We start from the raw sequence: 21,993 nt of genomic DNA on the forward strand, positions 1-21,993 counted from the left end.
GCCATGAAGATCTGTCTTACCGCCCTGGTTGTCCTGCTGCTGAATGCGGCTTCGCTTGCTCAGTCCAAGCCCGATGTGCTGTTCATCGCGGTGGATGATCTGAACGACTGGACGAGCTACCTCGGCGGGCACCCACAGACGAAGACACCGAACATTGACCGGCTGGTGGCGCGAGGAACGGCGTTTACCAACTCGCACTGCGCCGCGCCTGCGTGCAATCCCTCGCGTGCGGCGCTGATGAGCGGGCTGAGGCCGTGGCAGACAGGGATCTACACCAACGGCGATCCTGCGCAGGGGGTGCTGAAGGATGTGAACACGATCAACCGGCACTTTCTGGCGAACGGCTACAACACACTGGGCGGCGGGAAGATCTACCACGGCTATGGCAGCGAGGGCCGCACCGACACCTGGACGGAATGGGCGGGGCTTTTTCCATCCATCCAAGAGCATGAGGAAAACCTGAACGGTCTCGACCGCGGTCATTTTGACTGGGGCCCGGTGAATGCCAAAACGGCCGAGATGGGCGACTACAAGGCCACCGACTGGGCGATCAACCATCTGAAAACAGCGCCGACGGACAAGCCGCTCTTCCTTGCGCTGGGATATATCAAACCGCACCTGCCATGGTATGTGCCGAAGGAGTACTATGACCGCTTTCCGCTGGCGGAGATCAAGCTGCCGGTGACGAAGGACGACGACCTCAAAGACATCCCCAAGGCAGGCGTGAAGATGGCTGGCCCGGAAGGCGACCATGCTGCGGTGATCAAAGGAGACCAGTGGAAGAAGGCGGTGCAGGCTTATCTGGCCACGATCTCATTTCTGGATGACCAGGTGGGCCGACTGCTGGACGGGCTGGATCAGAGCCCGCGCAAGGACAAGACCATCATCGTGTGGTGGACGGACCACGGCTGGAATCTGGGCGAGAAGCAGCACTGGCGGAAGTTTGCGCTGTGGGAAGAGACCACACGCACGTCCATGGCGATCGTGGCCCCTGGTGTGACCAAGCCGGGAAGCACCTGCAGCGCGCCAATCGACTACACCAACCTGTATCCCACACTGTGCCAATTGACCGGCCTGCCGGTGCCTGAACATGTGAAAGGAGCGAGCCTGATGCCTCTGCTGAAAGACCCGACTGCAAAGTGGGAAGGCGTGGCCGTGTGCACCCATGGCAAGGGGAACCATGCGGTGCGCGATGCGCGCTGGCGCTACATCCGCTATGCGGATGGAACAGAAGAACTGTACGACCATGACAAGGATCCTTATGAGTGGACCAATCTGGCGGGTGAGGTGGGCATGAGCGACATCAAGGCCCGTCTGGGGGCCGTGCTGCCGAAGGAGGAAGTGCCGGCTACCGCCCAGGAAAGCAAAAAGGAGAAAGGCGCAGGCAAAAAGGCCAAGAAGAAGAACAAGGCGAAATGATCTCTCCTACCCTTCCTGCTCCAGTTTGAACTTGAGGCCGTGCTTTTGTGCGGCCTGCATCCATTGAGCGACACTCCAGCCCTGCGGGCTGGGCTTTTTCTTGTCGAGCTCGATCGGCAGGAAATGAACCACGAGGGAGCCACTGGCCCTGTCCACCACCTCCAGCTTCAGGCATTTTTTCCATTCTGCGAAGAGGCTCTCCACCTTGGCTTCGTTTTTCGAGTAATCGGTGACGCTCAGCTTGAGCGTGGCGAGGTATGGCGTGCCATGCAGAGGATAGGCCTCGCGCACGGCCTGTGCGATCTGCTGCTCGGTGACGACAGCGGGGTCAAAGGTCACATTGGCGTAGCTGTCGAGGATTTGAGCCACATTGACATCTGTCACACCTTTTGTCTCCGTGATGGACTGCTGCACCATGTAAACGCAGCTGCCGCACTCCATGCCGGAGACATAGAACGTGCGAGTGACGGGCTCGGCAGCTTCAAGTGCGGAGAGGAGAAGGAAAAACGAGAGAAGGGAGCGCATGAGACAGAATCAAACCAGACCACGAATCGGTTCGCCACGTGAGAGGACATTAAGAAGCCCCTGAGGAAGGCCATCGGTGACGCGTGCTTCGCCGACATCCACAAGTGTGTGCATGATCGTGCTGATGAGGTCAGGGATGGTGACGGGCTGGGAGGCGGGCTCGCCACCGTTACGTGAGCTCTGGCCGATGACCTGGCCCATTTTGAGGCCGCCGCCATAGATCATGAGCGGGGCGAGGCCACCCCAATGGTCGCGACCGCCTTTGACATTGATCTTGGGAGAGCGGCCCATCTCGCCGCAGCAAACGAGCATGATCTTGTCCCTCAGACCACGAGACTCGATGTCTTCGATCAAGGCGGAGACAGCGTGATCAAACGGACGGCCGACATAGTCCATGCCGGTGCGGCAGGGTGCATTGTTATTATCCGCATGCATGTCCCAGACAAAGCTGGTGGTGACGGTGACAAAGCCGCAGCCGCGCTCGCAAAGGCGCCGGGCTAAGAGGAGCAACTTGCCGAGAGAGGCGGCGTTGTCGGCGTAATGGTCGCGATTGTTCCATTCGGTGCTGATGCGATCTTTTGGCAAAAGAGGAGCGGTGTCATAGCGAGCAATGAGGCGCGGGTCTTCCCTGGAAAGATCAAAGGCGTCTGAAACACCACGCCGGAGGACATCAAAGGCAAGTGACTGAAACTCTGACATGCCGCCCAGGGCGTGGCTGGCGTCCATGGTGCGTTTCCATTGGTCCAGAGAGGTCAGAAGCGCGCGGCGGTCGTCCAAGCGGCTCTGCGGCATGCTCAGTGTCATGTCTGCCTGAGCGCCACTGCCCGCACCGGGAACAAAGGGCTGGTAGGTGGAGCCAAGCTCTCCGCTGGAAGTGAAGTCGCCGAATGTTTTGATGACGGGCCTGGCTGCAGGTGCAACAGCCTGGGGAAAGAGCGCCACATTGGTCGGCATGGCGCTGCCCTGGCGGAGAGGCCCAGCCATGCGTGAGTAGAGAGAGCCCAAGTTTGCCTTGAGCGTGTCCTTGCCGACGATGGTCTTGATATCGTGAATGGCATCGCCGGTGACGAAGGAGCGGACGATGCTGAATTTATCCGCCAGTTTGGCCAGGCGCTGAAAGGTGCTGCCGAATGTCACGCCGGGCAGAGAGGTTTTGATCTCGCCCGTGACGCTGCGAATCTCGGAGGGTGCATCCATCTTGGGGTCAAAAGTCTCGAACTGAGACGGCCCGCCGTGCATGAAGAGGAAGATGACAGATTTGTCCTTGAGGAGAGATTTTTTCGAAGCCGCCAGAGACTTGAGCGCCATGAGATCTCCGAGCGCCATGCCGCCGAGCCCCAGCCCGCCGATGCGCAGGAAATCGCGCCGCTGCAGGCGCGAGGAACCCAGGCTGTGGTCGGAAAAGGTGAGCATGACCCGCTTTATACGGCGGCGGGAGCGCGCTCCTTCCGGATTGTGCTTGCCTCCTGCGGGGGTGTTCGGGATGGTCGCAGCATCATGCGCATCCATCGTTTCCTTCTTGCCCTCGGATTGCTGACCCTCGGAGCCGCCGCCGATTCAACTGAGTGCCTGCACTGCAACAAGCAGCTGATGCCACAGCCGCTGAAGCTCATCCCGGGAAGAAAGTATGCCAGGGACCGAAGAGCTGACATCCTGCATGTGAAACTGGATGTGACGCCGAATTTTGCCAAACGCACGGTGTCCGGCACAGCGACGCTGCGCTTCAAACCGATCGCGCTGCCGCTGGAGAAGCTGGAGCTGGATGCGGTGGACCTGAATGTGCACGCGATCACCGCGACGGGAGCTCAGGTGGCGGAGCATCAGATCACGGAGAACAAGCTGATCCTGACGTTTGCCAAGCCGATCGCGCCGGATGCGGAAGCGAGCGTGAGCATCACCTACGATGCGATGCCGAATCATGGCTTGTACTTCCGCACGCCGGAGATGGGCTACAAGAAAGAGGACACGCAGGTGTGGAGCCAGGGAGAGGCCGAAGAGCACCGCTTCTGGTTCCCCAGCCATGACTACCCCAACGAGCGCTTTACCAGCGAAGTGATCTGTCATGTGCCGAAAGGCATGCAGGTCATCTCCAACGGCACGCTGCAGAGCGAGAAGGATGAAGGAGAAGGAGAAGGACGTGTGGTGTTTCACTGGCTGCAAGACAAGCCGCATGTGAACTACCTGATCGCCCTGGCAGCGGGCTATTTCTACAAGCTGGAGGACAAGGCGGGGACGCTGCCGCTGGCGCTGCTGGTGCCGCCCTCCTACAAGGACCAGGCGGCCAACGCCTTTACGGACACGCGCAAGATCATTGAGTTTTACCAGAAGGAGACCGGCGTGCCATTTGCGTGGGACAAATACTACCAGGTGTACTGCCTGGACTTCATTGCCGGCGGGATGGAAAACACGAGCTGCACCTTTGAAGCAGCGGACCTGCTCTTCAACTCAGACACCGAGCAACTGCGCAGCCTGCATGAACTGGATGCGCATGAGACGGCGCATCAGTGGTTTGGCGATCTGGTGACCTGCCGAGACTGGGCGCACCTGTGGCTGAACGAGGGATTTGCCAGCTACTACACGATCCTCTACGAGGAGCAGAAGCTGGGTGCTGACGCGATGAAGTACGCGCTCTGGAAAGAGGCGCAGCAGGTGTTCCAAGCAAACGATACGCGGCCCATCGTGTGGCGTGACTATGACGACCCGATGCAGCAGTTTGACTCGCGCGCGTACCCGAAAGGCGCGTGGGTGCTGCACATGCTGCGCAGCCAGCTTGGACCAGACCTTTACCGGAAGTGCATCACAAAATATCTGGAGCGGCATCGCAGCAGCATCGTGCGCACGGAGGACCTGCAGGATGTTGTGGAGGAAGTCAGCGGACTGTCGTTTGACCAGTTCTTTGACCAGTGGCTGTTCCACGGGGGCGTGCCGGAGCTGAAGGTTGACTACTCATGGGATGCTGGAACCAAGCTGGCGAAGATCACCGTGAGGCAGACGCAGAAGCTGAGCGAGCAGGTGCGGCTTTTCAGGGTGCCGCTGCCGGTGGGATTTGCGGTGGCAGGGCAGAAAGAGCTGCTGCGCTTCAAGGCAGATGTGAGCAAGGAGGTGGAGGATTTTTACTTTCCCCTGCCCTCCCAGCCGGAGCTGGTGCGCATTGATCCGGACTACACCGTGCTGGCAAAAATCAGCTTCAGTCCGCCGGGGCCGCTGCTGGACCGGATGCTGCAATCAGATGTCATTGGGCGGCTGCTGGCCATAGGCATGCTGGATGAGAGAAATATCGACAAACTCGGGAAGGCGCTGCGCGAGGATGCCTTCCATGCAGTGCGGGCGGAAGCGGCCAGAGCCCTGGCGAAAATCTCCGTGCCGGAAGCACGCACGGCGCTCATCGCCGGCAGCAGCAACCAGACCGATGCGCGCGCACGCAAAGCCGTGGCACAGGCGCTGGCTGCACTGAACACGCCGGAATCTCAGAGCGCCCTGTGGAAGATGGCGCAGAGCGAAAAAAACCCGGACATCCTGGCCAGCATTATCACTTCCTGGGGCGCACAGCCTGCGGACAAACTCGTGGGCGAAGCTCTCCGCAAAGAGCTGCATGGCAGCAGCTACCATCATACCCTGGAGCTCGCCGCCATCCGCGCACTGCGTGCCCAGGATGATGAATCCGCCGTGGCTGACGTGCTGGCGAAGCTGCAAACTCTGAACGACCTGCGTGGCTGGGACGTGGGGAGCGCTTTTGACGCCATTGCTTTTCTAGCACGAAGGCCCACGAACCCGAAGCGCGATGACGTGCGCGTCTTCCTGAGCTCAAAGCTCAGCGACCCGCGCAGCTCCTGGCGAGTCGGCGCGGCGAAGGCCCTGGGCACGCTGCGCGATCCGAAGGCGCTCGCGGTGCTGGAACCACTGACCCGTGGAGGCGATGATGACTCCATTGATCCCCTGCGCGAGGCCGCAGCCAAATCGGTGCAGGACATCCGCGCCAGCCTGGAAAGCCCTGCTGATTTGAAGAAACTGTGGGATCGTGTGCAGCAGCTGCAAAAGCAGGCTGAAGAACAGCAGAAGGAGATCGAGACGCTGCAGAAAAAAGGACAGGCGGCCGCTCCGGTGAAAAAGGCGGGCAAGTAATCCCCATGCGCTTCCCCCGACTTCTGAACATCGCCACGCGAGTGGTCAAAGACGCGCTGCAATCACTGCCTGCAGACATCCGCAACGAGGCCGCAGACTGCCGCATCGAGTTTGTGGAGATGGATTCCCTGATGGATACCGATGAGGATCTGGATCCTGATCTTCTCGGCCTATTTGAAGGGAATGCGCGCTGTGATCCCCTGCCGGAATCACCGGATGAAATGCCGCGCATCCTGCTTTTCCTGGACAACCTGTGGGACGAATGCGGTGGGGATCTCGCAGTCTATCGACATGAAGTGCGAATCACTTTCCTCCATGAGCTGGGCCACTACCTCGGCCTGGATGAGGATGAGGTAGCGGCGCTGGGGCTGGCGTGAACTAACACTTGATGACCTGAGTGCCGGCGATCATGTCATGAATGCAGCGGCGGTCTGCGCGGAAGATGCAGCAGATGTCGATGAGCGAATAAAGCGCGCCGAGCAGAGGGATGGCGCCGATGATGCCGTTCACGAAGCCTCGGAGAAGCACCGCTTTGACGAAACCTGCCTTCTGGCAGTCAGGGTGAGTGACGATGCGGATGCCCAGCCATTTTTTTCCGATGGTCTGCCCTTTCGTGCTGAGGAGCACCAGATTGTAAATGATCAGCGCCAGAAAACCGATGCCGGCCACAGCAAAGCCGATCTTGGCCCCAGTCGTCAGTCCTTCCTGATGGCTGCCCTCAGCCATTCCCATGCTGGCCATGGCAATGGCGTACGGCACCCCTACCACAACCCCTCCCACCAAAAAATCCAGCAGCGCAGCGCCGAGACGCTGCCCGAGAGAGGCCAGCTCCCTGACGGGAGACATGGCGGAGGAAATTACATTGGACTGCGGAGCCGCATAGGGATTGAACGCAGGCTGTGATGCCGTGACCTGCGCGGAACTTCCGAAGCGGCCACCCACCGGCTGCCAGTCAGCCATTCCCTCTGCCCAGAGAAGATCCGTCGGCAGAATGCTGCCTGAAGCGAGACCTGACTGAACATCCTGCTCTGCGTAAACCCCAAGCTGCTGACCATTGCGTGCGATATGATATTGGCTCATAACGCATGATTGTTAAAAATGACGCTGAAAAGTCCAGCGAAGGATTTTTCAAACCCAATCTTTTTTATACTAACCCATCTTCCTACGTCCATGCAGAGCCTGATACAGAGTCAGCTCATCCACGTGGTCCAAGCCGCCGCCGGCAGGCATGCCTTGGGCTAGGCGGGTGATGGCGATGCCGGCAGGGCGCAGCAGATCGGCGATGTAGCTGGCGGTGGCCTCGCCTTCGACATCGGAACCGAGCGCGAGGATGACCTCCTCTGTATGCAGATCGCGCACGCGGTTTACCAGAGCCTCCATGCGCAGATCTTCCGGAGTCACGTTATCGAGCGGTGAGAGACGGCCGCCCAGGACATGGTAGAGCCCTTGGAATGCACCGGAGCGCTCCATGCGCAGCACATCCGCCGCCTGCTCCACCACGCAGAGCTGGCGCTGCTGGCGGCGTGGGTCGTGACAGAGCTGGCAGGTGGAGTCGCTCTCGATGAAGAAACCACAGTCGGCACAGGCGACGATGCGTTCACGGGCATCGAGAAGGGTGTTCGACAACGCAGTGATGCGCTCGTCCCGCATCTGCAGCAGCCAGAGCATGAGGCGCTCCGCACTACGTGGGCCGAGGCCAGGCAGTGCTTTGAGCTGGGCCACGAGGCGCTGAATCGCGGGTGGGTAGTCGATGCGCACGGTGGTGGGTGTCAGGTCGCGGCGAGTTTGCGCGCGTGTTTGGGAGTTTCCTTGCCAGAGGAGGGCTTGTCCTTCAGGGCCTGAGCGACGCGTTCAGTGAAGTGTTTGAGCGGCAGATCCTCGCGCCCCTCAATGGCGGCGCTGGCGAAGCTTTCCTGAGCTGGCTTGAGCTCTCCTTTGCGGTACTGCACCACGCCCTGCCAGAAGGCATCGCGAGCGCGTGCTTCTGCTTCGGAGAGGGAGCCCTTCTCGCCGAGGAGTTCATACACCTCGCTCATCTGAGTGGCGGAGCCGGAGGTGCTGACCATATCCATGGGGCGAACCTCGGCGCTGTCTTTCACCAAGGCGTAGGTTTTAGCGCTCAACAGGACACGGCTGCCGTAGTCGGCATTCAGCAGGCAAAGCTGAGAGGCGAAGTCGATCACCTCCCCGACAGCGCTGAAGCTTTCGAAGTGATTGATGCCGAACAGGCCGCAAACGGCGGGGCCGGAGCTGAAGGCCACGCCGATCTGCGCTTTCTTGCCGAAGCGCTGCTCGATTTCAACCGCCAGCACAGCAAGATGCAGCCGCAACGCCGCAGCCACCTGGAGGGCATGCAGAGCGTGGTGCTCGTCTGTGAGCGGAAAGCCGAAAAACACGCGCACCTGACGGGCGTCGCAGTCGTCGAGATAAGCGCCGCGCGAGACGAGAAACTCCGTGATGCTGCGCTGAAAGTGTGTGGCCAGCACTTCAAACTGCGGAGCCTCGATGCCGGTGGAGAGCTCCGCGTGATTCAGCATGCGACAGGTAAGCACCGTGATCTCGCGGCGTTCCGTCATCTTGGCGGGATTGTTCAAGTCCACGAGTTGCTCAAAGAGGTGCGAGGACAGGCGGCCTACAAAGTAGTCGCGCATGACATGGCTGCGATAGGCATTGACCGAACCGCCGACGGCGATGCCTGCAATGCCAGCCAGCCAAAGAGCCACCGAGCCGGACACAGGCTCAAAGAGGATGCCGGACATGGCCATGATGCACGCGAAGGTGACGGTGAGGAAGGTGCCGCCGAGAAGGAATGCATAGCGGCGCCATTGCGAAGGCATCTCGATGCAAACCCAGGCGCTGATGAAGGCCATGACCGTGTAGTAGCCATACTGCAGCAGAAGGGCTTTTTTGAGACCGCCGGCGGGAAGAATGAAGCCGCGGGCATAGAGAGCGGCAAACCAGTCAGCGGTGCTATTGAAATAGCCAAGCTTGTACAAGGCCAGCATCGGGATGCAGACGAGCACACCGATGAACATGGCGGTGGCGTGATTACGAGTCATGGGTCGGGGCTGAGTCGGGTGTGATGTCGATGGTGGGAGGGAAGGGCCGCTGGGATTGAGGACGGCAGGCATTCACGACGAGATCGCTCACATACCTGTCAGGGCTGGCCACGGCATCCGGGGTGATGGTAAAACGCGTCTCACCGGTGTTTCGGGTGACGAGCTTGAGACCGAAGGGATAGTCTTTGAAGAGCCTGGTGCAGAGGGCCTCCACGTGCATGCCTTCGCGCTGAGCGCGGGCAGCGAGGGCGGAGATGGCATCGCTTTCAAAATCGAGGGTCAAGCCATGCTCGCGCTGGAAGCGCTCGGCAAAAGCGCGGACCTCGTCGGCATGAGCGGCGCCCAGTTCGCGGAGCTGGCTGGCGGACTCGGCACGACAGCGGATGAGCGTCTGCTCAGGCTCCTTCACAAGCGCGCCGTCCACGACCAGCTCTGGAAGTCCGAGGCTGGGCATTTCAAATTTAAAGTCCCGGAGGACACGCTCCCAGGCGGTGACAAGGCCACGTGCGCCGGTTTTTTCATCTTCCGCCCGGCTGGCGATCTCGCGCAGGGCATCATCTTTGAAGACGGCCTTGACCCCGTAGGCGGCGAACTCGCGCTCATACTGGCGGATGAGGCTGCCTTCGGAGTTTTTCATGATCTGGAACATGTCGTCCGCGCTGAGGGGATCGCAGACCACGCGCACGGGAAGGCGGCCGATGAACTCGGCCTCGAAACCGTAGTCGATGAAGTCCCTGGTGCGCGCCTCGCGGAAGAGGTGCTCGGCGGTGGAGGCTTTGGCATCCGCCGAGATGAAGCCGATGGATTTGCGGTTGGTGCGCTTTTCGATGATCTTCTCCAGTCCGCTGAAAGCACCGCTGACAATGAAGAGGATGTTGCGTGTGTTTACGACCTCGCGGCCGGTGCGGCCTTTGCGGGTGTCGAACATCATCTGCATCTGGCTGCGAATGTCATTGGGGGCGTAGAGTGAGACCTCGGTCTCCTCCATGAGCTTGAGCAGGGCGGTCTGCACACCGCGTCCGCTGACATCGCGCCCGAGGCGCTCGGGACCGCTGCTGAGCTTGTCGATTTCGTCGAGGTAAATAATGCCGTGCTCGGCAAGCTCGATGTCGCCATTGGCCTTGGCCACGAGATCGCGCACGAGGTCATCCACATCTGCACCGACGTAGCCGGTTTCGCTGAACTTGGTGGCGTCCGCCTTCACGAACGGCACGCCGATGAGATCGGCGATGTGTTTAACGAGGTAGGTCTTTCCGACGCCGGTGGGACCGATAATGATGACGTTCTGCTTGGAGAATTCGAGCCGGGGGCCACCGGACTCCGCAGCCCGGTCATCACGCAGCATGCGGGCGTGATGGTAGTGGTCACAGACGGCGGTGGCGAGCACCTTTTTGGCCTCGTCCTGCCGGATGACGAAGCGGTCGAGGTGCGCCTTGATGTCTGCAGGACGGAAGGTGAACTCGAAGGCTTTGGCGTTGTCAGGCCTGGCTTCCTCCACGGGCTTTTCCTCATTGTGGGGCATGGCGCGCGCGCCCGGGCCTTCGACGCGAGTAAAGAGAACCTGGCCGCCGAGGGTGTTTTTGATGAAGTCCTCCAGCTTACGCGTGATCTCCTCCGGACTTCCGGGTGTTTTGGGTTTTTCTTTTTCTATCTCTGGAAATTCTGGCGGATGATCGCTCATGAGGGGAACTGACAGTGCGCGAGGCGAAGCCCGCTGACAAGCGGCACGATGCATGCTCTGAGCGGGTCGAGAAATGCTCTTTTTCAGGGTTGCACGGACCTTCTGACCCCTCATACTCCGCCCCCCGTATTATGTCCGCACCCGTCAAAGTCGCCGTCGTTGGAGCCAGTGGTTATTCAGGAGCAGAGCTCCTGCGTCTGCTGCTGAGACACCCGAATGTGGAGCTGGTGGCAGTGACCTCACGCTCGCTGGCAGGCAAAGCCCTGTCCAAAGAGTTTCCGCGCTTCCGTGGCGTGGGTGTGGCGGATTCCCTGACCTTCACCGCCCCGGATGCCGCCGCGCTGAAAGCCGCCGGAGCCGAAATCGCCTTTCTGGCAGTGCCACATGGCGTGGCGGCCGAGTATGCCAAGCCGCTGCTGGAGCTGGGGCTGAAGGTGATCGACCTCAGCGCGGACTTCCGCCTGCGGAGCCCGGCGCTGTATGAAGAATTTTATGGTCATGCGCATCCAGCGCCTGAGCTGCTGGATGAAGCTGTGTATGCCCTGCCGGAAGTGCGTGCGGAGCAGATCAAGACCGCGCGGCTGATCGCCTGCCCCGGCTGCTACCCCACGAGCATTCTGCTGCCGCTGATCCCGCTGCTCAAAGCCGGACTGCTTGCTGACACGCCCCTGGCTGTGGCCAGCATGAGCGGAGCCAGCGGTGCGGGCCGGAAGGAGAGCATCCCCCTGCTCTTCTGTGAAGTGCAGAACAGCGTGCGCAGCTACAGCGTGCCGGTGCACCGCCACCTGAGCGAGATCGGGCAGGAGCTGGCCCTGGCGGCCGGCCGCGAGGTGAAACTCTCCTTTGTGCCGCACCTGATGCCCACGCATTCCGGCATCTGCACCACCACCTTTGCCCAGCTGAAAACTGGGGTAACCCTGGAGCAAATCAGCGCGGCGCTACATTCGGCCTATGACAAGGCCCCCTTCGTTCGTTTGCTCGGAGTGAATCAGTCTCCCGACACCAAAAACGTCACCGGCACCAACTTCGTGGACATCGGCTGGTCCTACGATGCCCGCGCGGGACAGCTCATCCTGATGAGCACGGAAGACAACATCGGCAAAGGCGCCTCCGGCCAGGCCGTGCAAAACATGAACCTCATCTGCGGTTTCGAGGCCACCGCAGGCCTGCTGAACATCTGATATGGCTGCCAAACCCACCGAAGAGCGCGAGTGCCGCGTACCATTCAAAGTCATCGAAGGCGGTGTGACCGCCGCGAAAGGCTTCCGCGCGAGCGCTGTGACCTGCGGCATCAAGAACCCGGAGGCCACCCGACTGGATCTGGCGCTCATCGTTTCTGACGGCCCCACCACGACGGATGCGGTCTTTACCACGAACAAGGTGCGCGCCGCCTGCGTGCGCGTGAGCCAGCAGCATATCAAGGAGAGCGACACCCGCGCCATCATCGCCAACAGCGGCAATGCCAACGCCTGCACCGGCGTGCAGGGCATCCAGGATGCGAAGGCGATGACCAAGGCCGTGGCGGAGGAACTGGGCGTGAAGATGCGCCAGGTGCTCGTGTGCTCCACCGGGATCATTGGCATGCCCATGCCGATTGAGCGAGTCATCGTGAAAGTGCCGGATGCCGTGGCGAAGCTGAACCCCGAAGGCTCTGAGGATGCGATGCGCGCCATCATGACGAGCGACACACGGCCAAAGACCTTTGCGGTGGATGTGCCGTGCGGCAAAGGCAGCTTCCGCATTGGCGGAATCGCCAAGGGTGCGGGGATGATCTGCCCAAACATGGCGACGATGCTGTGCTTCATCACGACCGACGCCAAGATCGGCAAGGATGAACTGCACCGCTCCATGCGCTATGCAGTGGAGAAGAGCTTCAACTGCATCACCATCGACGGAGACACGAGCACGAACGACACCGTGATCGTGATGAGCAACGGCCAGGCCGACGCCCCCACGATCAAAAAGAACTCGCCGGAAGCCGAGCTCTTCCGCTGCGCGCTGCACAAGGTGATGCTGGAACTGGCCAAGATGATCGTCTGCGACGGCGAGCGCGTGACCAAATTTGTCGAGATCCGCGTGCGCAATGCACGGACGCTGGCCGATGCCCGCAAAGTGGCCGAGACGGTGGCCAAGTCCCTGCTGGTGAAGTGCTCCTTCCACGGCTGCGACCCGAACTGGGGCCGAATCATTCACGCAGTCGGTTACTCCGGCGCACGGATCCGTGAAGAGCTGATCGACATCTACTTTGGCGGGCTGCAGGCCTGCAAGGGCGGCCTGGCGACCAAGACACCAGTGGCGGAGATGGAGAAGATCGTGCAGGAGCCGAAATTTACCGTCACGATTGATCTTAATCTCGGCACGAGCGGCTACACCGTTTACACCAGCGACCTGTCCGAGGAATACGTGGACTTTAACAGCGCGGAGTATTCCGCCGCCATTCACGCGAAGCGCCAAAAGGGCTTTGCGTAAAAAAGCCGCCAGCTAGCGCCTGCGCCGCATCATGATGGCCCATGCCCCAAGAGGCAGGAGCCACAGGCGGCCAGGCTCCGGAACCGCAACGACAACGCTGACCACGCCCGTGGAATAAAGCGCGCTGGTGTCCCACTGCAGCCCGGCGCCGAGCGTGGGCAGATCGAGAGTGGTGAAGGTGCCGACAGCAGAGCCGGAGAGGGTATTCCAGTCGATGAGTTTCCAGGCGTCCCCGGCGGTCCAGCCTGAGAGGCTATTGAGATTCTGAACACGCAGAGTGCTTCCCGTATTGAGCGTCATCGTGCCGCCGATGATCAGCATGTCCGCCGCTGTGGAGTCATTGAGCACACCCGAGCCAGCGCCGCTGACGAGATCCATCAGCAATACGCTGGTGGTGTCCATGAGCAAGGTGCCAGCGCCTGAGGTCGTGATGGCCACGTCTGCCGCATTTCCGGAAACCAGCCCGATGCTCAAAGTGCCCTGCACCAAAACGGGATTTCCCGCAGCAGGAGCGATGCTGCCGGTGCCCGCCAGCGTGGCAGAGGCAGCCACCGTCACAGTGCCGCTGCCTGTGGCTGAACCAGACACATTGGTAAACACCAGCGTGCCCGAGCTCACGGTGGTGCCGCCGCTGTAGGTATTGGAACTGGAGGCGAGCGTGGTGGAGCCGCCTGGGGTATTGCTTATGCCGAGCGAGCCCGCTCCGGTGATGTTGTTGCTGATGGTAAAGCTGTCGCTGCGATTAGTAACCAGCGTGGCACCGGAGGAGATGGCCACATCTCCACTGCCCACCATGCCGGCCGTGCCACCATTGCCGAGCTGAAGCGTGCCTGCGGACACCGTCGTGCCGCCGGTATAAGTGCTATTGCCAGTCAACGTCCAGCGACCGGCTCCGGCCTTGTCCAGCGTGACGACGCTGCTGGGGCCGTCCGTCATGCTCACGATCTCATTGGCCCCCGTGTTTGTTCCGGAAAGGCGGAAGGTGCGTGCCAGCGTGGTGTTTCCTGCTGCGGTGAAAGCGGAGGTAAACTTCACTGAGCCTGTGCCGTTGTTTTCCACCACACCGGTCAGGGACGGCATGGTCTGGCCATCGGTGTACATGCGGATGGCGCGGTCTGTGACCGCATCTGCGGTGCCCACATAGCGCAGCGTGGAGACTGTGGCGTTGACAGAATTGGTGTCATTCATGTCGATGGTGGGCACCAGGGAGCCCGTACCCAAGGAGCTGGCGGTGCCGGCATTGGCCAGCACACTGACCTCAAAGGTGGAGCGGCCGATATTGTTGCGCCCGGCATACGTGTTGGCGGAGCCCAGCTGAATGGTGCCGGCTGAGAATGCCTCCAATGACAGGTTGTTCTCATTGGTGCCAGCGCCGCCGATCATGAGATTGCGCCAGTCGTTCGTGCCGGTGTTTTGCATGCTGATGGTGTAGAGCGCAGAACCGCCGCCCACGAGGGAGCTGGTGGTGCCAAGAACATTGATGACGGTGAAGCTTTCAGCGCCTGTGCTGGCCCCGTTGCCAAAGATGAGCTTGGCCGCGACTCCCACCGAACCGATGGTGAAGGTGGGATCTGTGGCGCCGGTGAAGCGATTGGTCCCTTGGATGCTCAGAGTGCCCTCCGTGACACGCACCTGCGTGGCACTGCTGCTGGCAATGCCAGCGAAGGTGATGAGGCCCGGGCCTGCGGTGGTGAAGGCCGTGCCGGTGACTGTGATGGTGGATGCGAGTGTGAGATTTCCGGAGCCGTAATTGTAGATGTTAAAATCGTTGGAGGAATTGGTGATGGTGCGCGCCGTGCTGCTGTCGCTCTGGATCAACACATTCCCCGAGACCCCGGAGGTGACGAGCAGGCCACCGCTGGAGTTGGTGATGTTTCCCGTCAGTGTGAGGGTGCTGCCGGAGGTGGCATTAAAACGAAGGGAGTTGATGGTGACCGCCCCCTGGGTGGTGGCGCCAGCTGCCAAGTCCACATTCGAATTGGCGGTGAAGGTAGATGAGTAGGAGGCAAGGCCTGTGATGGCTCCGGCGGTATTCATCGTGCCAGCCGTGCCGTCATTGCTGAGAGCCAAGGCGGAGCCGCCGTCGCTAAGGGAAACCTGGAAGGAGCTGGCGGTAGAATTCACCACGTAGTATGTCACTCCCGCCGTGAGACCACCTGGAGCGGTGCCCGTGAAGGCCACCTGAGTGCCGTTGGCCAGATTGCCAATGGAAATGGTATCACTGGAATTAACCCAAGCCACTGAGGTGGTCTGGGTGGCAGCGGAGGTGGCCCAGCTAGTGCCTCCCACCACGAGGCCGCCATTCAAAATGCCGTTGGTATTCAGCGTGGTGGTGGTGACGCTGCCGCTGGTGGGCAGCGTGATATTGGTGGCACTGCCTGAGCTGGAGGCGCGCAGGATGGTGCCGAGTGCCAGATTCATCGTGCCGCCCACACCAGAAGTGACCACGATGGGGCTGCGTCCTGCGGTGAGGGTGGTGGAGATGACCTCCTGGAGATTGGTCGTTCCATCTTTTCCTGTGAGCTGAAGAGTGCCGCCGTTGAGCGAGAGATTGTTGCTGCTGACGATGAGATTGGAGGTGGCCGCGGCATTGGCAAAATCGAAGTTCAAGACACCTCCGCGTATGGTGGCGAGAATCGTCGCCAGCGTGGTGGCACTGGTAGTGGCCGGAGCGAAGGTGCTGGCCACGCGGAGATTCACCGTGCCGCTGTCGGCTTTGGCGATGCCCGTCATGTAGGTAGCAGGGGTAGTGCCATTGGTGATGGCGCCGGTGATGTTGATCGTGCCTGCCCCGCCGAGCGTAACTGTGCGTGTGCCAGCGGCTGTGGCTCCGGAGCGCAGGGTGCCGGATATGGTGAGCGTGGTGCCGGAATCTGCGATGATGGTGGTGAGTGCCGTGGTGCCGATGCTGAGGATGCCGGACAGTGTGTTGTTTCCAGACACATTGCGGATAGCGCCAGTGCTGTTGTAGCCCGCGCCGTCAAAAGTGATCGGCTCCGCGAGGACGGTGTCGGAGGCGTAGGCCAGCTCAAGGGAAGCACCTGCGGTGATGGTGGTGCTTCCCGCCGTGGTTCCGAGAGCATTGACATTGGTGACGCGCAGAATGCCCGCAGTCACCGCGATCGTGCCTGTGATGACGGAATTGTCCCCGCCCAAAGTCAGCCTGCCTGTGCCTGACTTGGTGATGGTCTGAGTGGTGGAGTTAATGCGGCTGTTGACCACGATGTCTCCCGAACCAGCGAAGGTGAGGGCGAACCCACTGCCCACGGAAATGGAATTGGTGGTGGCGTTGGTGTTGAAGAACGTGAGCGTGCCGGCATCTGACTGGATCAGCACCGGCTGTGTAGTCGTCACAATACCGCTGATCGTGTTGTTGCCACTGAGGTTGCGGATCACGCCATCAGAAGCCACGCCTGTGCCACCGACACTGAGAGTGCGTGCCAGGGTGATGCCGCCCGAGAGCTGAAGCGCCGCGCCATCCAGGACCGAAACCGTGCCCGTGGTGCCGAGAGCGCCTGAGCTGCGGAGCTCGAGCGCTCCTGATGCGATAAGCGCGCCGCCGCCCAGCACGTTGGCACCCGTGAGAACGGTTTTGGAACCGCTCACGCCGTTGACGATCAACGTGGTCGCGCCAGAGCCGTTGGCCAGGATGTTGGCATCCACCTGCAGCACGGAGGAGGTGGAGTTGTTCGTGAGGATAACCTGCCCTGCTGTGTTGCTGGCACCTCCTGCAGTCAGCGTGCCGCCGGAGATGGTGAGGTTTTGCGCGCCCGCCGCCAGCTGGATGCCGCCCGTGGCACCGAGGCGCAAGATATTGGAACCAAGGGTGATCGTGCGTGCCAGCCATGGGTCTGCCATGCTGATGGTGCTGATGTCGGTGGTAGCGCCAGTGAGAGTCACGCTGCCGCCCGAAGCATTTGAAACCGTGAGATTTTTCGTGGCGACATAGCCACTGACTGCTGAGAGAGCCTTGCCAGTGCTGTAGGTGAGATCGCCCGTGTAACCGCCAACCATGGCACCACCCACCACCTGGGCCCAAGAGGTGATGCCGGTGGCGTCTTTATAAGTGACCCAAGGGCCAAGAAAGCCCGTGCTGGTGGTGGTGATGGAACCTGATGACGGAGCGATGAAGGCGAGCAAACCTGTGCCGCTACGAGTGATCGTGCCAAGGCTCAAATCCATGCTGCCACCGGCACCGGAAGTCAGCGTGACCACGCCCAAAGTCCCCGCTGACGTGGTGACAGCACCAAAGCGCTGCGAATTGGCGGTGGCTGACTTGCCGGTGATGTTCAGGAAGGTGGCTGCGTTGCTGCTGCCTACAAAGCTAAGCCCGCCGGCCGTGACACCGTTGTAGAAGATGTCCGTCGTGGGAGCACCGGAAGCGGTGAAGTCCAGAATGGTGACAGCGCCCACGCCGCCGCTGCGGCCGAGGGTGGTGGTGCCAGTGAAGTTGCTGGCGCCAGTGAAAGTCATGGTGGACGAGCTGAGCACCGCTGAACGTTGAAGCCCCTGAGAACCACCGGTCTCGCCGATGGCACCACTGACAATCGTGCCTGTGACGCCGGAGTTGCTGTTGAGCAGCGCCGTGCTGGTCAGTGTCATAGCCCCGCTGATGGTGATGCTGCTGGCATCGATGCGAATGGCACCATTTCCCTGCCCTGTGCCTCCGAGTGTGATGGGCACGGCGTAATTGCTGGAGGTGCCATTGATGGCGTAAACACTGCCAGACTCAATGACGACCCTGCTGAGCGCGGACTGGGCGGCGGCACTGCTGGTGAGAATAAAATTTCCGAGAGTGGTGGAGGTGGCCTTGATGGTGAGTATTCCGGTGAGGCCGGTATTGGTGCCGCTGAAGCGGAGATACTGGAAGCTGCCGCTGGAGGCGCCTGTGGCACGCTGGATGGTAATGTTGTTGCCGGTGACGGCAGTGCTGAGATTTACAAACTGATTGCCCGTACTGCCTGAGGAAACCGAGTCTCCCAGTTCGATCACAGCATCGTTGGCAAAGGCCAGTGTGCCGCTGCCCGAGAAGGTGAATGAGAAGGGGGAAGGCAAACCGGAAAAGGGCAAAAACTTCATGCCTCCCAGATTGATGGTTCCAGAAACGGTGATCGTGCCACCCGTGGTGGCTGTGGGACTGCTGGGCACTCCAAACACGGCTATGGTGGTGGCGTTGGCGGCGTTGTTCCACGCGACGTTGCTGGTGCCGTTGTTCCAATTGGTCGTGGTGGTGTCCCAGGTGGCGTCGCCGGTCACCTGAATGCCGGCGGAGGATGAGAGATCCCAGCTGAGCTGAGCGCGTAGCACAGAGGCATGGAGAAGCACGAGCACGATGCAGCTGCATCGCACCAAGGCGGTGATATTCATCAGGGTGAGGGCTTTTTTAACTGATGCTCTTCAATCCCCGCAGCCAGCGGACTGCCTATGGTGTGCGTGAATGAAGAGTGATGTGACAGGGGGGTGCTTTCTGGAATAGCATGCGTCGTGCCACCCTCATGAGCCTGAAATCACGCGGTGTGATACTTTCGTATTCTATGAAGTACACCCTGGCTTCATCGGCATTTTTTCAATACCCGGCCATCCGCTCCGGCATGAGCTGCAAGTGAAAATGCGGCCTGTAAAAAGGAAAAATGCCACGCGTGCGGTGCTTGACGGGACGATCAAATCCGCTCCTTTGCGTCTTCCCCAAATTTTCACCCATGTCCGCCCCCGAGAACCAGACCTCCAAATCCGCCGTACTCCTGGAAGCCCTGCCTTACATGCAGAGCTTCCGAGGCTGCACGTTTCTGATCAAGGTGGGTGGCAGTGCGATGGAAGACCCCGTGCAGGTGGACTCCTTTCTGCGCGATGTCGTTTTCCTCGAAGCCGTGGGCATCAATCCCGTGATCGTGCATGGCGGCGGCAAGGCAATCTCCAAGGCGATGACCGAATCCGGACTGCAGGCCAAGTTTATCAACGGCATGCGCGTCACCGACGACGAGACGATCAAGATCGTCGAAGAGACGCTGGCACGTGTGATCAACCCGGAGATCGTGAACAAGATCAATGCCTTTGGCGGCAAGGCTGTGGGCATTCCTGGGACGGAAGTGTTTCTGGGCGAAAAGATGAAGGGAGATCTCGGCTGGGTGGGCGAGGTGAACGACTGCAAGCTGGGCCTGATCCAGGCGGCTGTGGCGGGTGAGTTTGTGCCTGTGGTGTCCCCTGTGGCTCGTGAGCTGGCCTCCGGCAAGACGCTGAATGTAAACGCCGACCTGGCCGCCTGTGCACTGGCCAAGCGCCTGAAGGCCACGAAGCTGATCTTTCTGAGTGATGTGCGCGGTGTGATGCGCGACCCGAAAGATGACGCCACGCTGATTCCCAGCCTGGACGAGGCCTCGATCGCCAAACTGAAAGCGGAAGGCATCATCAGCGGTGGCATGATTCCCAAAGTGGACTCGTCTCTGGACTCCCTGCGCGGCGGCGTGGGCAAGGTGCATCTCATCGACGGACGCCTGCCGCATGCGCTGATTCTCGAAATCTTCACCGACGGCGGGATCGGTACTGAAATCCATTTGTAATCCTGAGATGAGCACGAGTGATCAACTGATGCAGGAGTATCTCCTGCCAAACTACGGTCGTTACAACGTCTGGCCTGTGCGTGGTGAAGGCCCGTATGTGTGGGATCGTGATGGGAAGAAGTATCTGGATTTTGCCGGAGGCGTGGCCGTGTGCCCGCTGGGGCACTGCCCACCGCCAGTGGTGAAGGCCCTGACGGAGCAGGCGAACACGCTGATCCATGTGTCGAACTGGTACTGCATCGACAAGCAGGCGGAGCTGGCGCGCATCCTCGTGGAGGAGTGCGTGGGCATCCCAGGAAAGTGCTTTTTCTGCAACAGCGGTGCGGAGGCCAATGAGGGCCTGCTGAAGCTGGCGCGGAAATACGGCCAGCAGACCGGCGGGCGGTATGAGATCATCACCTTTACAGGGTCGTTTCATGGACGCACGTTTGGAGCGATGACGGCCACGGCGCAGGAGAAGATTCACGGGGGCTTTGGCCCGCTGCCGCCTGGATTTGTGTATGTGCCCTTCAATGACGTCGCCGCGCTGGAGGCGGCCATCACGGACAAGACGGTGGCCATTCTGATGGAGCCGATCCAGGGAGAGAGTGGTGTGAACGCCGTGACTCCCGCCTTTCTGCGCGCGGCGCAGAAACTGTGCCGTGAGAAAGACCTCCTGCTGCTGCTGGATGAAGTGCAGTGCGGCTTTGGCCGTGCTGGTGAGATGGCCGGATGGCGCAGCATCATTCCTGGAGATGAGATCCAGCCAGACGGCATCAGCTGGGCCAAGGCGATCGGCAGCGGTTTCCCACTGGGCTCTTTCTGGGTCAATGACCGGCGGGATCTGAGCAAGACGCTTGGGCCCGGAACGCATGGCACGACGTACGGCGGCTCTCCGCTGGCGTGTGCCGTGGGCATCGCCACGCTGCGGACGATTCTGGACGAAAACCTCTGCGCGAATGCAAAGGCCCGTGGCGCCGCCATCGCAGCTGCAGCCTGTGGCTGGAACCATGTGCTGATCAAGGAGGTGCGACAGCTTGGCCTTTTCATCGGCTTTGAACTGAATGCCGAGGCTCTCTCCGCCAAATCTGGCGGCAAGCTGCCGTCCATCTTCCTGGCCCAGCAACTGCTGGATGCTGGGATGATGGTGACTCCCGCCGGCCCCAATGTGGTGCGCTGGCTCTCACCGCTAAACATCACTGAAGCCCAAGCAAACGAAGGGCTGACCCTCTTTAAGAGCGTGCTCGACCAGCTCGCATAGAAAACTGCCACGTCATGAACCACCTGCTTTCCATCGAAGAACTGTCCCGTGAACAGATCGAAAAGATCGTCGATCTGGGCTGCGAGCTGAAAAAGGACCGCAAAGCCTCCCCGCAGGTGCTGACCGGCCAGCAGTGGGCGCTGATTTTCAGCAAATCTTCCACCCGCACCCGCGTGAGCTTTGAGGTGGGCATCCGCGAGCTGGGCGGCTCGGTGATGTTTCTCTCCAGCGCCGACATCCAGCTGGGCCGTGGCGAGCCGATCAAGGACACCGCGCGAGTGATGGGCCGCATGATTCATGGCGCGGTGATCCGCACGTTTGCGCAGCAGGACGTGGTGGACTTTGCGCAATACAGCGGCATCCCCACCATCAATGCGCTGACGGATGACGAGCATCCCTGCCAGGTGATCGCCGACCTGCAGACGATCAAGGAACGCCTCGGCGGCTGGCAGGGCAAACGCCTCTGCTTCCTGGGCGATGGCGACTGCAACATGGCGCGCTCGTGGATCTGGGCCTCGGTGCATCTGGGCTTTGAGCTGGTGATCGGCGCCCCCAAGGCCTTCCAGCCGCAGGAGAGTTTTATGCAGCGTGTCCCGAGCGGGACCATCCGGATTGTGGATGATCCTGCCGAAGCTGTGCGCGGCTGCGACGTGGTGTACACCGACGTGTGGGTCAGCATGGGCAAGGAAGCGGAGAGCGCGGACCGCATCGAGACCCTGAAGCCCTGGCAGATCAACAGCGAACTGCTCAAGCACGCCAATCAGGGAGCCATCGTGATGCACTGCCTGCCTGCCTACCGCGGCAAGGAGATCACGGACGAAGTCATGGAGGCGCACGCAGATGTGATCTTTGAACAGGCTGAAAACCGCCTGCACGCGCAGAAGGCGATCATTGTGGAGATCACGAGGAAAAGTTAAGCAG

General features: G+C 60.7%; 15 protein-coding genes. 8 read left to right on the forward strand and 7 right to left on the reverse strand.

What is annotated here, in order from left to right:
- Positions 1-3 precede the first annotated feature (3 nt).
- Positions 4-1,419 carry a sulfatase gene (locus HNQ65_RS09210; protein ID WP_184339231.1) on the forward strand — a complete coding sequence of 472 codons (1,416 nt, stop codon included), beginning with the start codon at positions 4-6 and terminating at the stop codon, positions 1,417-1,419.
- 6 nt (positions 1,420-1,425) lie between these two features.
- On the opposite strand, the gene HNQ65_RS09215 is transcribed toward HNQ65_RS09210, so the two are convergent.
- Positions 1,426-1,944 (reverse strand): heavy-metal-associated domain-containing protein, encoded by a 519-nt coding sequence (locus tag HNQ65_RS09215; protein ID WP_184339232.1) that lies wholly within the window; start codon positions 1,942-1,944, stop codon positions 1,426-1,428.
- Positions 1,945-1,953: 9 nt separating this feature from the next.
- Entirely contained in the window at positions 1,954-3,357 is a 1,404-nt protein-coding gene (locus HNQ65_RS09220) for a DUF1501 domain-containing protein (protein WP_184339233.1), read from the reverse strand.
- 84 nt (positions 3,358-3,441) lie between these two features.
- On the opposite strand from HNQ65_RS09220, the gene HNQ65_RS09225 reads away from it, so the two are divergent.
- Together HNQ65_RS09225 and HNQ65_RS09230 are read left to right on the forward strand one after the other, a co-directional pair.
- On the forward strand, positions 3,442-6,066 hold the full coding sequence (locus HNQ65_RS09225) for a M1 family aminopeptidase (protein WP_184339234.1): 2,625 nt from the start codon (positions 3,442-3,444) through the stop codon (positions 6,064-6,066).
- Positions 6,067-6,071: 5 nt separating this feature from the next.
- Positions 6,072-6,443 carry a metallopeptidase family protein gene (locus HNQ65_RS09230; protein ID WP_184339235.1) on the forward strand — a complete coding sequence of 124 codons (372 nt, stop codon included), beginning with the start codon at positions 6,072-6,074 and terminating at the stop codon, positions 6,441-6,443.
- A gap of 1 nt (position 6,444) precedes the next feature.
- Here the strand turns inward: HNQ65_RS09230 and HNQ65_RS09235 are convergent, their stop codons facing one another.
- The 4 genes from HNQ65_RS09235 to HNQ65_RS09250 all read right to left on the reverse strand — a co-directional run bounded on the left by HNQ65_RS09235 (position 6,445) and on the right by HNQ65_RS09250 (position 10,806).
- Positions 6,445-7,146, reverse strand: coding sequence for an RDD family protein (locus HNQ65_RS09235; protein ID WP_184339236.1), 702 nt, complete (start codon positions 7,144-7,146; stop codon positions 6,445-6,447).
- 69 nt (positions 7,147-7,215) lie between these two features.
- Positions 7,216-7,824 (reverse strand): recombination mediator RecR, encoded by a 609-nt coding sequence (gene recR / locus HNQ65_RS09240; protein WP_184339237.1) that lies wholly within the window; start codon positions 7,822-7,824, stop codon positions 7,216-7,218.
- A gap of 11 nt (positions 7,825-7,835) precedes the next feature.
- Complete coding sequence (locus HNQ65_RS09245) at positions 7,836-9,125, reverse strand: adenylate/guanylate cyclase domain-containing protein (protein WP_184339238.1); 1,290 nt, start codon at positions 9,123-9,125, stop codon at positions 7,836-7,838.
- A complete protein-coding gene (locus HNQ65_RS09250; RefSeq protein ID WP_184339239.1) occupies positions 9,115-10,806 on the reverse strand; it encodes an AAA family ATPase in 1,692 nt (563 codons plus the stop codon). Before HNQ65_RS09250 ends, HNQ65_RS09245 begins: the two co-directional genes overlap by 11 nt.
- A 131-nt stretch (positions 10,807-10,937) precedes the next feature.
- Here HNQ65_RS09250 and argC point away from each other — a divergent pair, with 131 nt between their 5' ends.
- Together argC and argJ are read left to right on the forward strand one after the other, a co-directional pair.
- On the forward strand, positions 10,938-11,987 hold the full coding sequence (gene argC / locus HNQ65_RS09255; protein ID WP_184339240.1) for an N-acetyl-gamma-glutamyl-phosphate reductase: 1,050 nt from the start codon (positions 10,938-10,940) through the stop codon (positions 11,985-11,987).
- Position 11,988: 1 nt separating this feature from the next.
- A complete protein-coding gene (gene argJ, locus HNQ65_RS09260; RefSeq protein ID WP_184339241.1) occupies positions 11,989-13,275 on the forward strand; it encodes a bifunctional glutamate N-acetyltransferase/amino-acid acetyltransferase ArgJ in 1,287 nt (428 codons plus the stop codon).
- A gap of 12 nt (positions 13,276-13,287) precedes the next feature.
- Here the strand turns inward: argJ and HNQ65_RS09265 are convergent, their stop codons facing one another.
- Positions 13,288-18,642: a beta strand repeat-containing protein gene (locus tag HNQ65_RS09265; protein WP_184339242.1), complete on the reverse strand. Its 5,355-nt coding sequence runs from the start codon at positions 18,640-18,642 to the stop codon at positions 13,288-13,290.
- Between the two features lie 332 nt (positions 18,643-18,974).
- Here HNQ65_RS09265 and argB point away from each other — a divergent pair, with 332 nt between their 5' ends.
- Genes argB through argF form a run of 3 tightly spaced genes read left to right on the forward strand, consistent with a single transcriptional unit; the run spans position 18,975 to position 21,989 of the window.
- Entirely contained in the window at positions 18,975-19,832 is an 858-nt protein-coding gene (gene argB, locus HNQ65_RS09270; RefSeq protein WP_184339243.1) for an acetylglutamate kinase, read from the forward strand.
- Between the two features lie 7 nt (positions 19,833-19,839).
- The gene (locus HNQ65_RS09275) at positions 19,840-21,072 is read left to right on the forward strand and encodes an aspartate aminotransferase family protein (RefSeq protein ID WP_184339244.1); all 1,233 of its coding nucleotides are present in this window, start codon (positions 19,840-19,842) and stop codon (positions 21,070-21,072) included.
- 14 nt (positions 21,073-21,086) lie between these two features.
- On the forward strand, positions 21,087-21,989 hold the full coding sequence (gene argF, locus HNQ65_RS09280; RefSeq protein WP_184339245.1) for an ornithine carbamoyltransferase: 903 nt from the start codon (positions 21,087-21,089) through the stop codon (positions 21,987-21,989).
- The last annotated feature ends 4 nt before the right edge of the window (positions 21,990-21,993 follow it).

The organism is Prosthecobacter vanneervenii, assembly GCF_014203095.1.
GTDB lineage: Bacteria > Verrucomicrobiota > Verrucomicrobiia > Verrucomicrobiales > Verrucomicrobiaceae > Prosthecobacter > Prosthecobacter vanneervenii.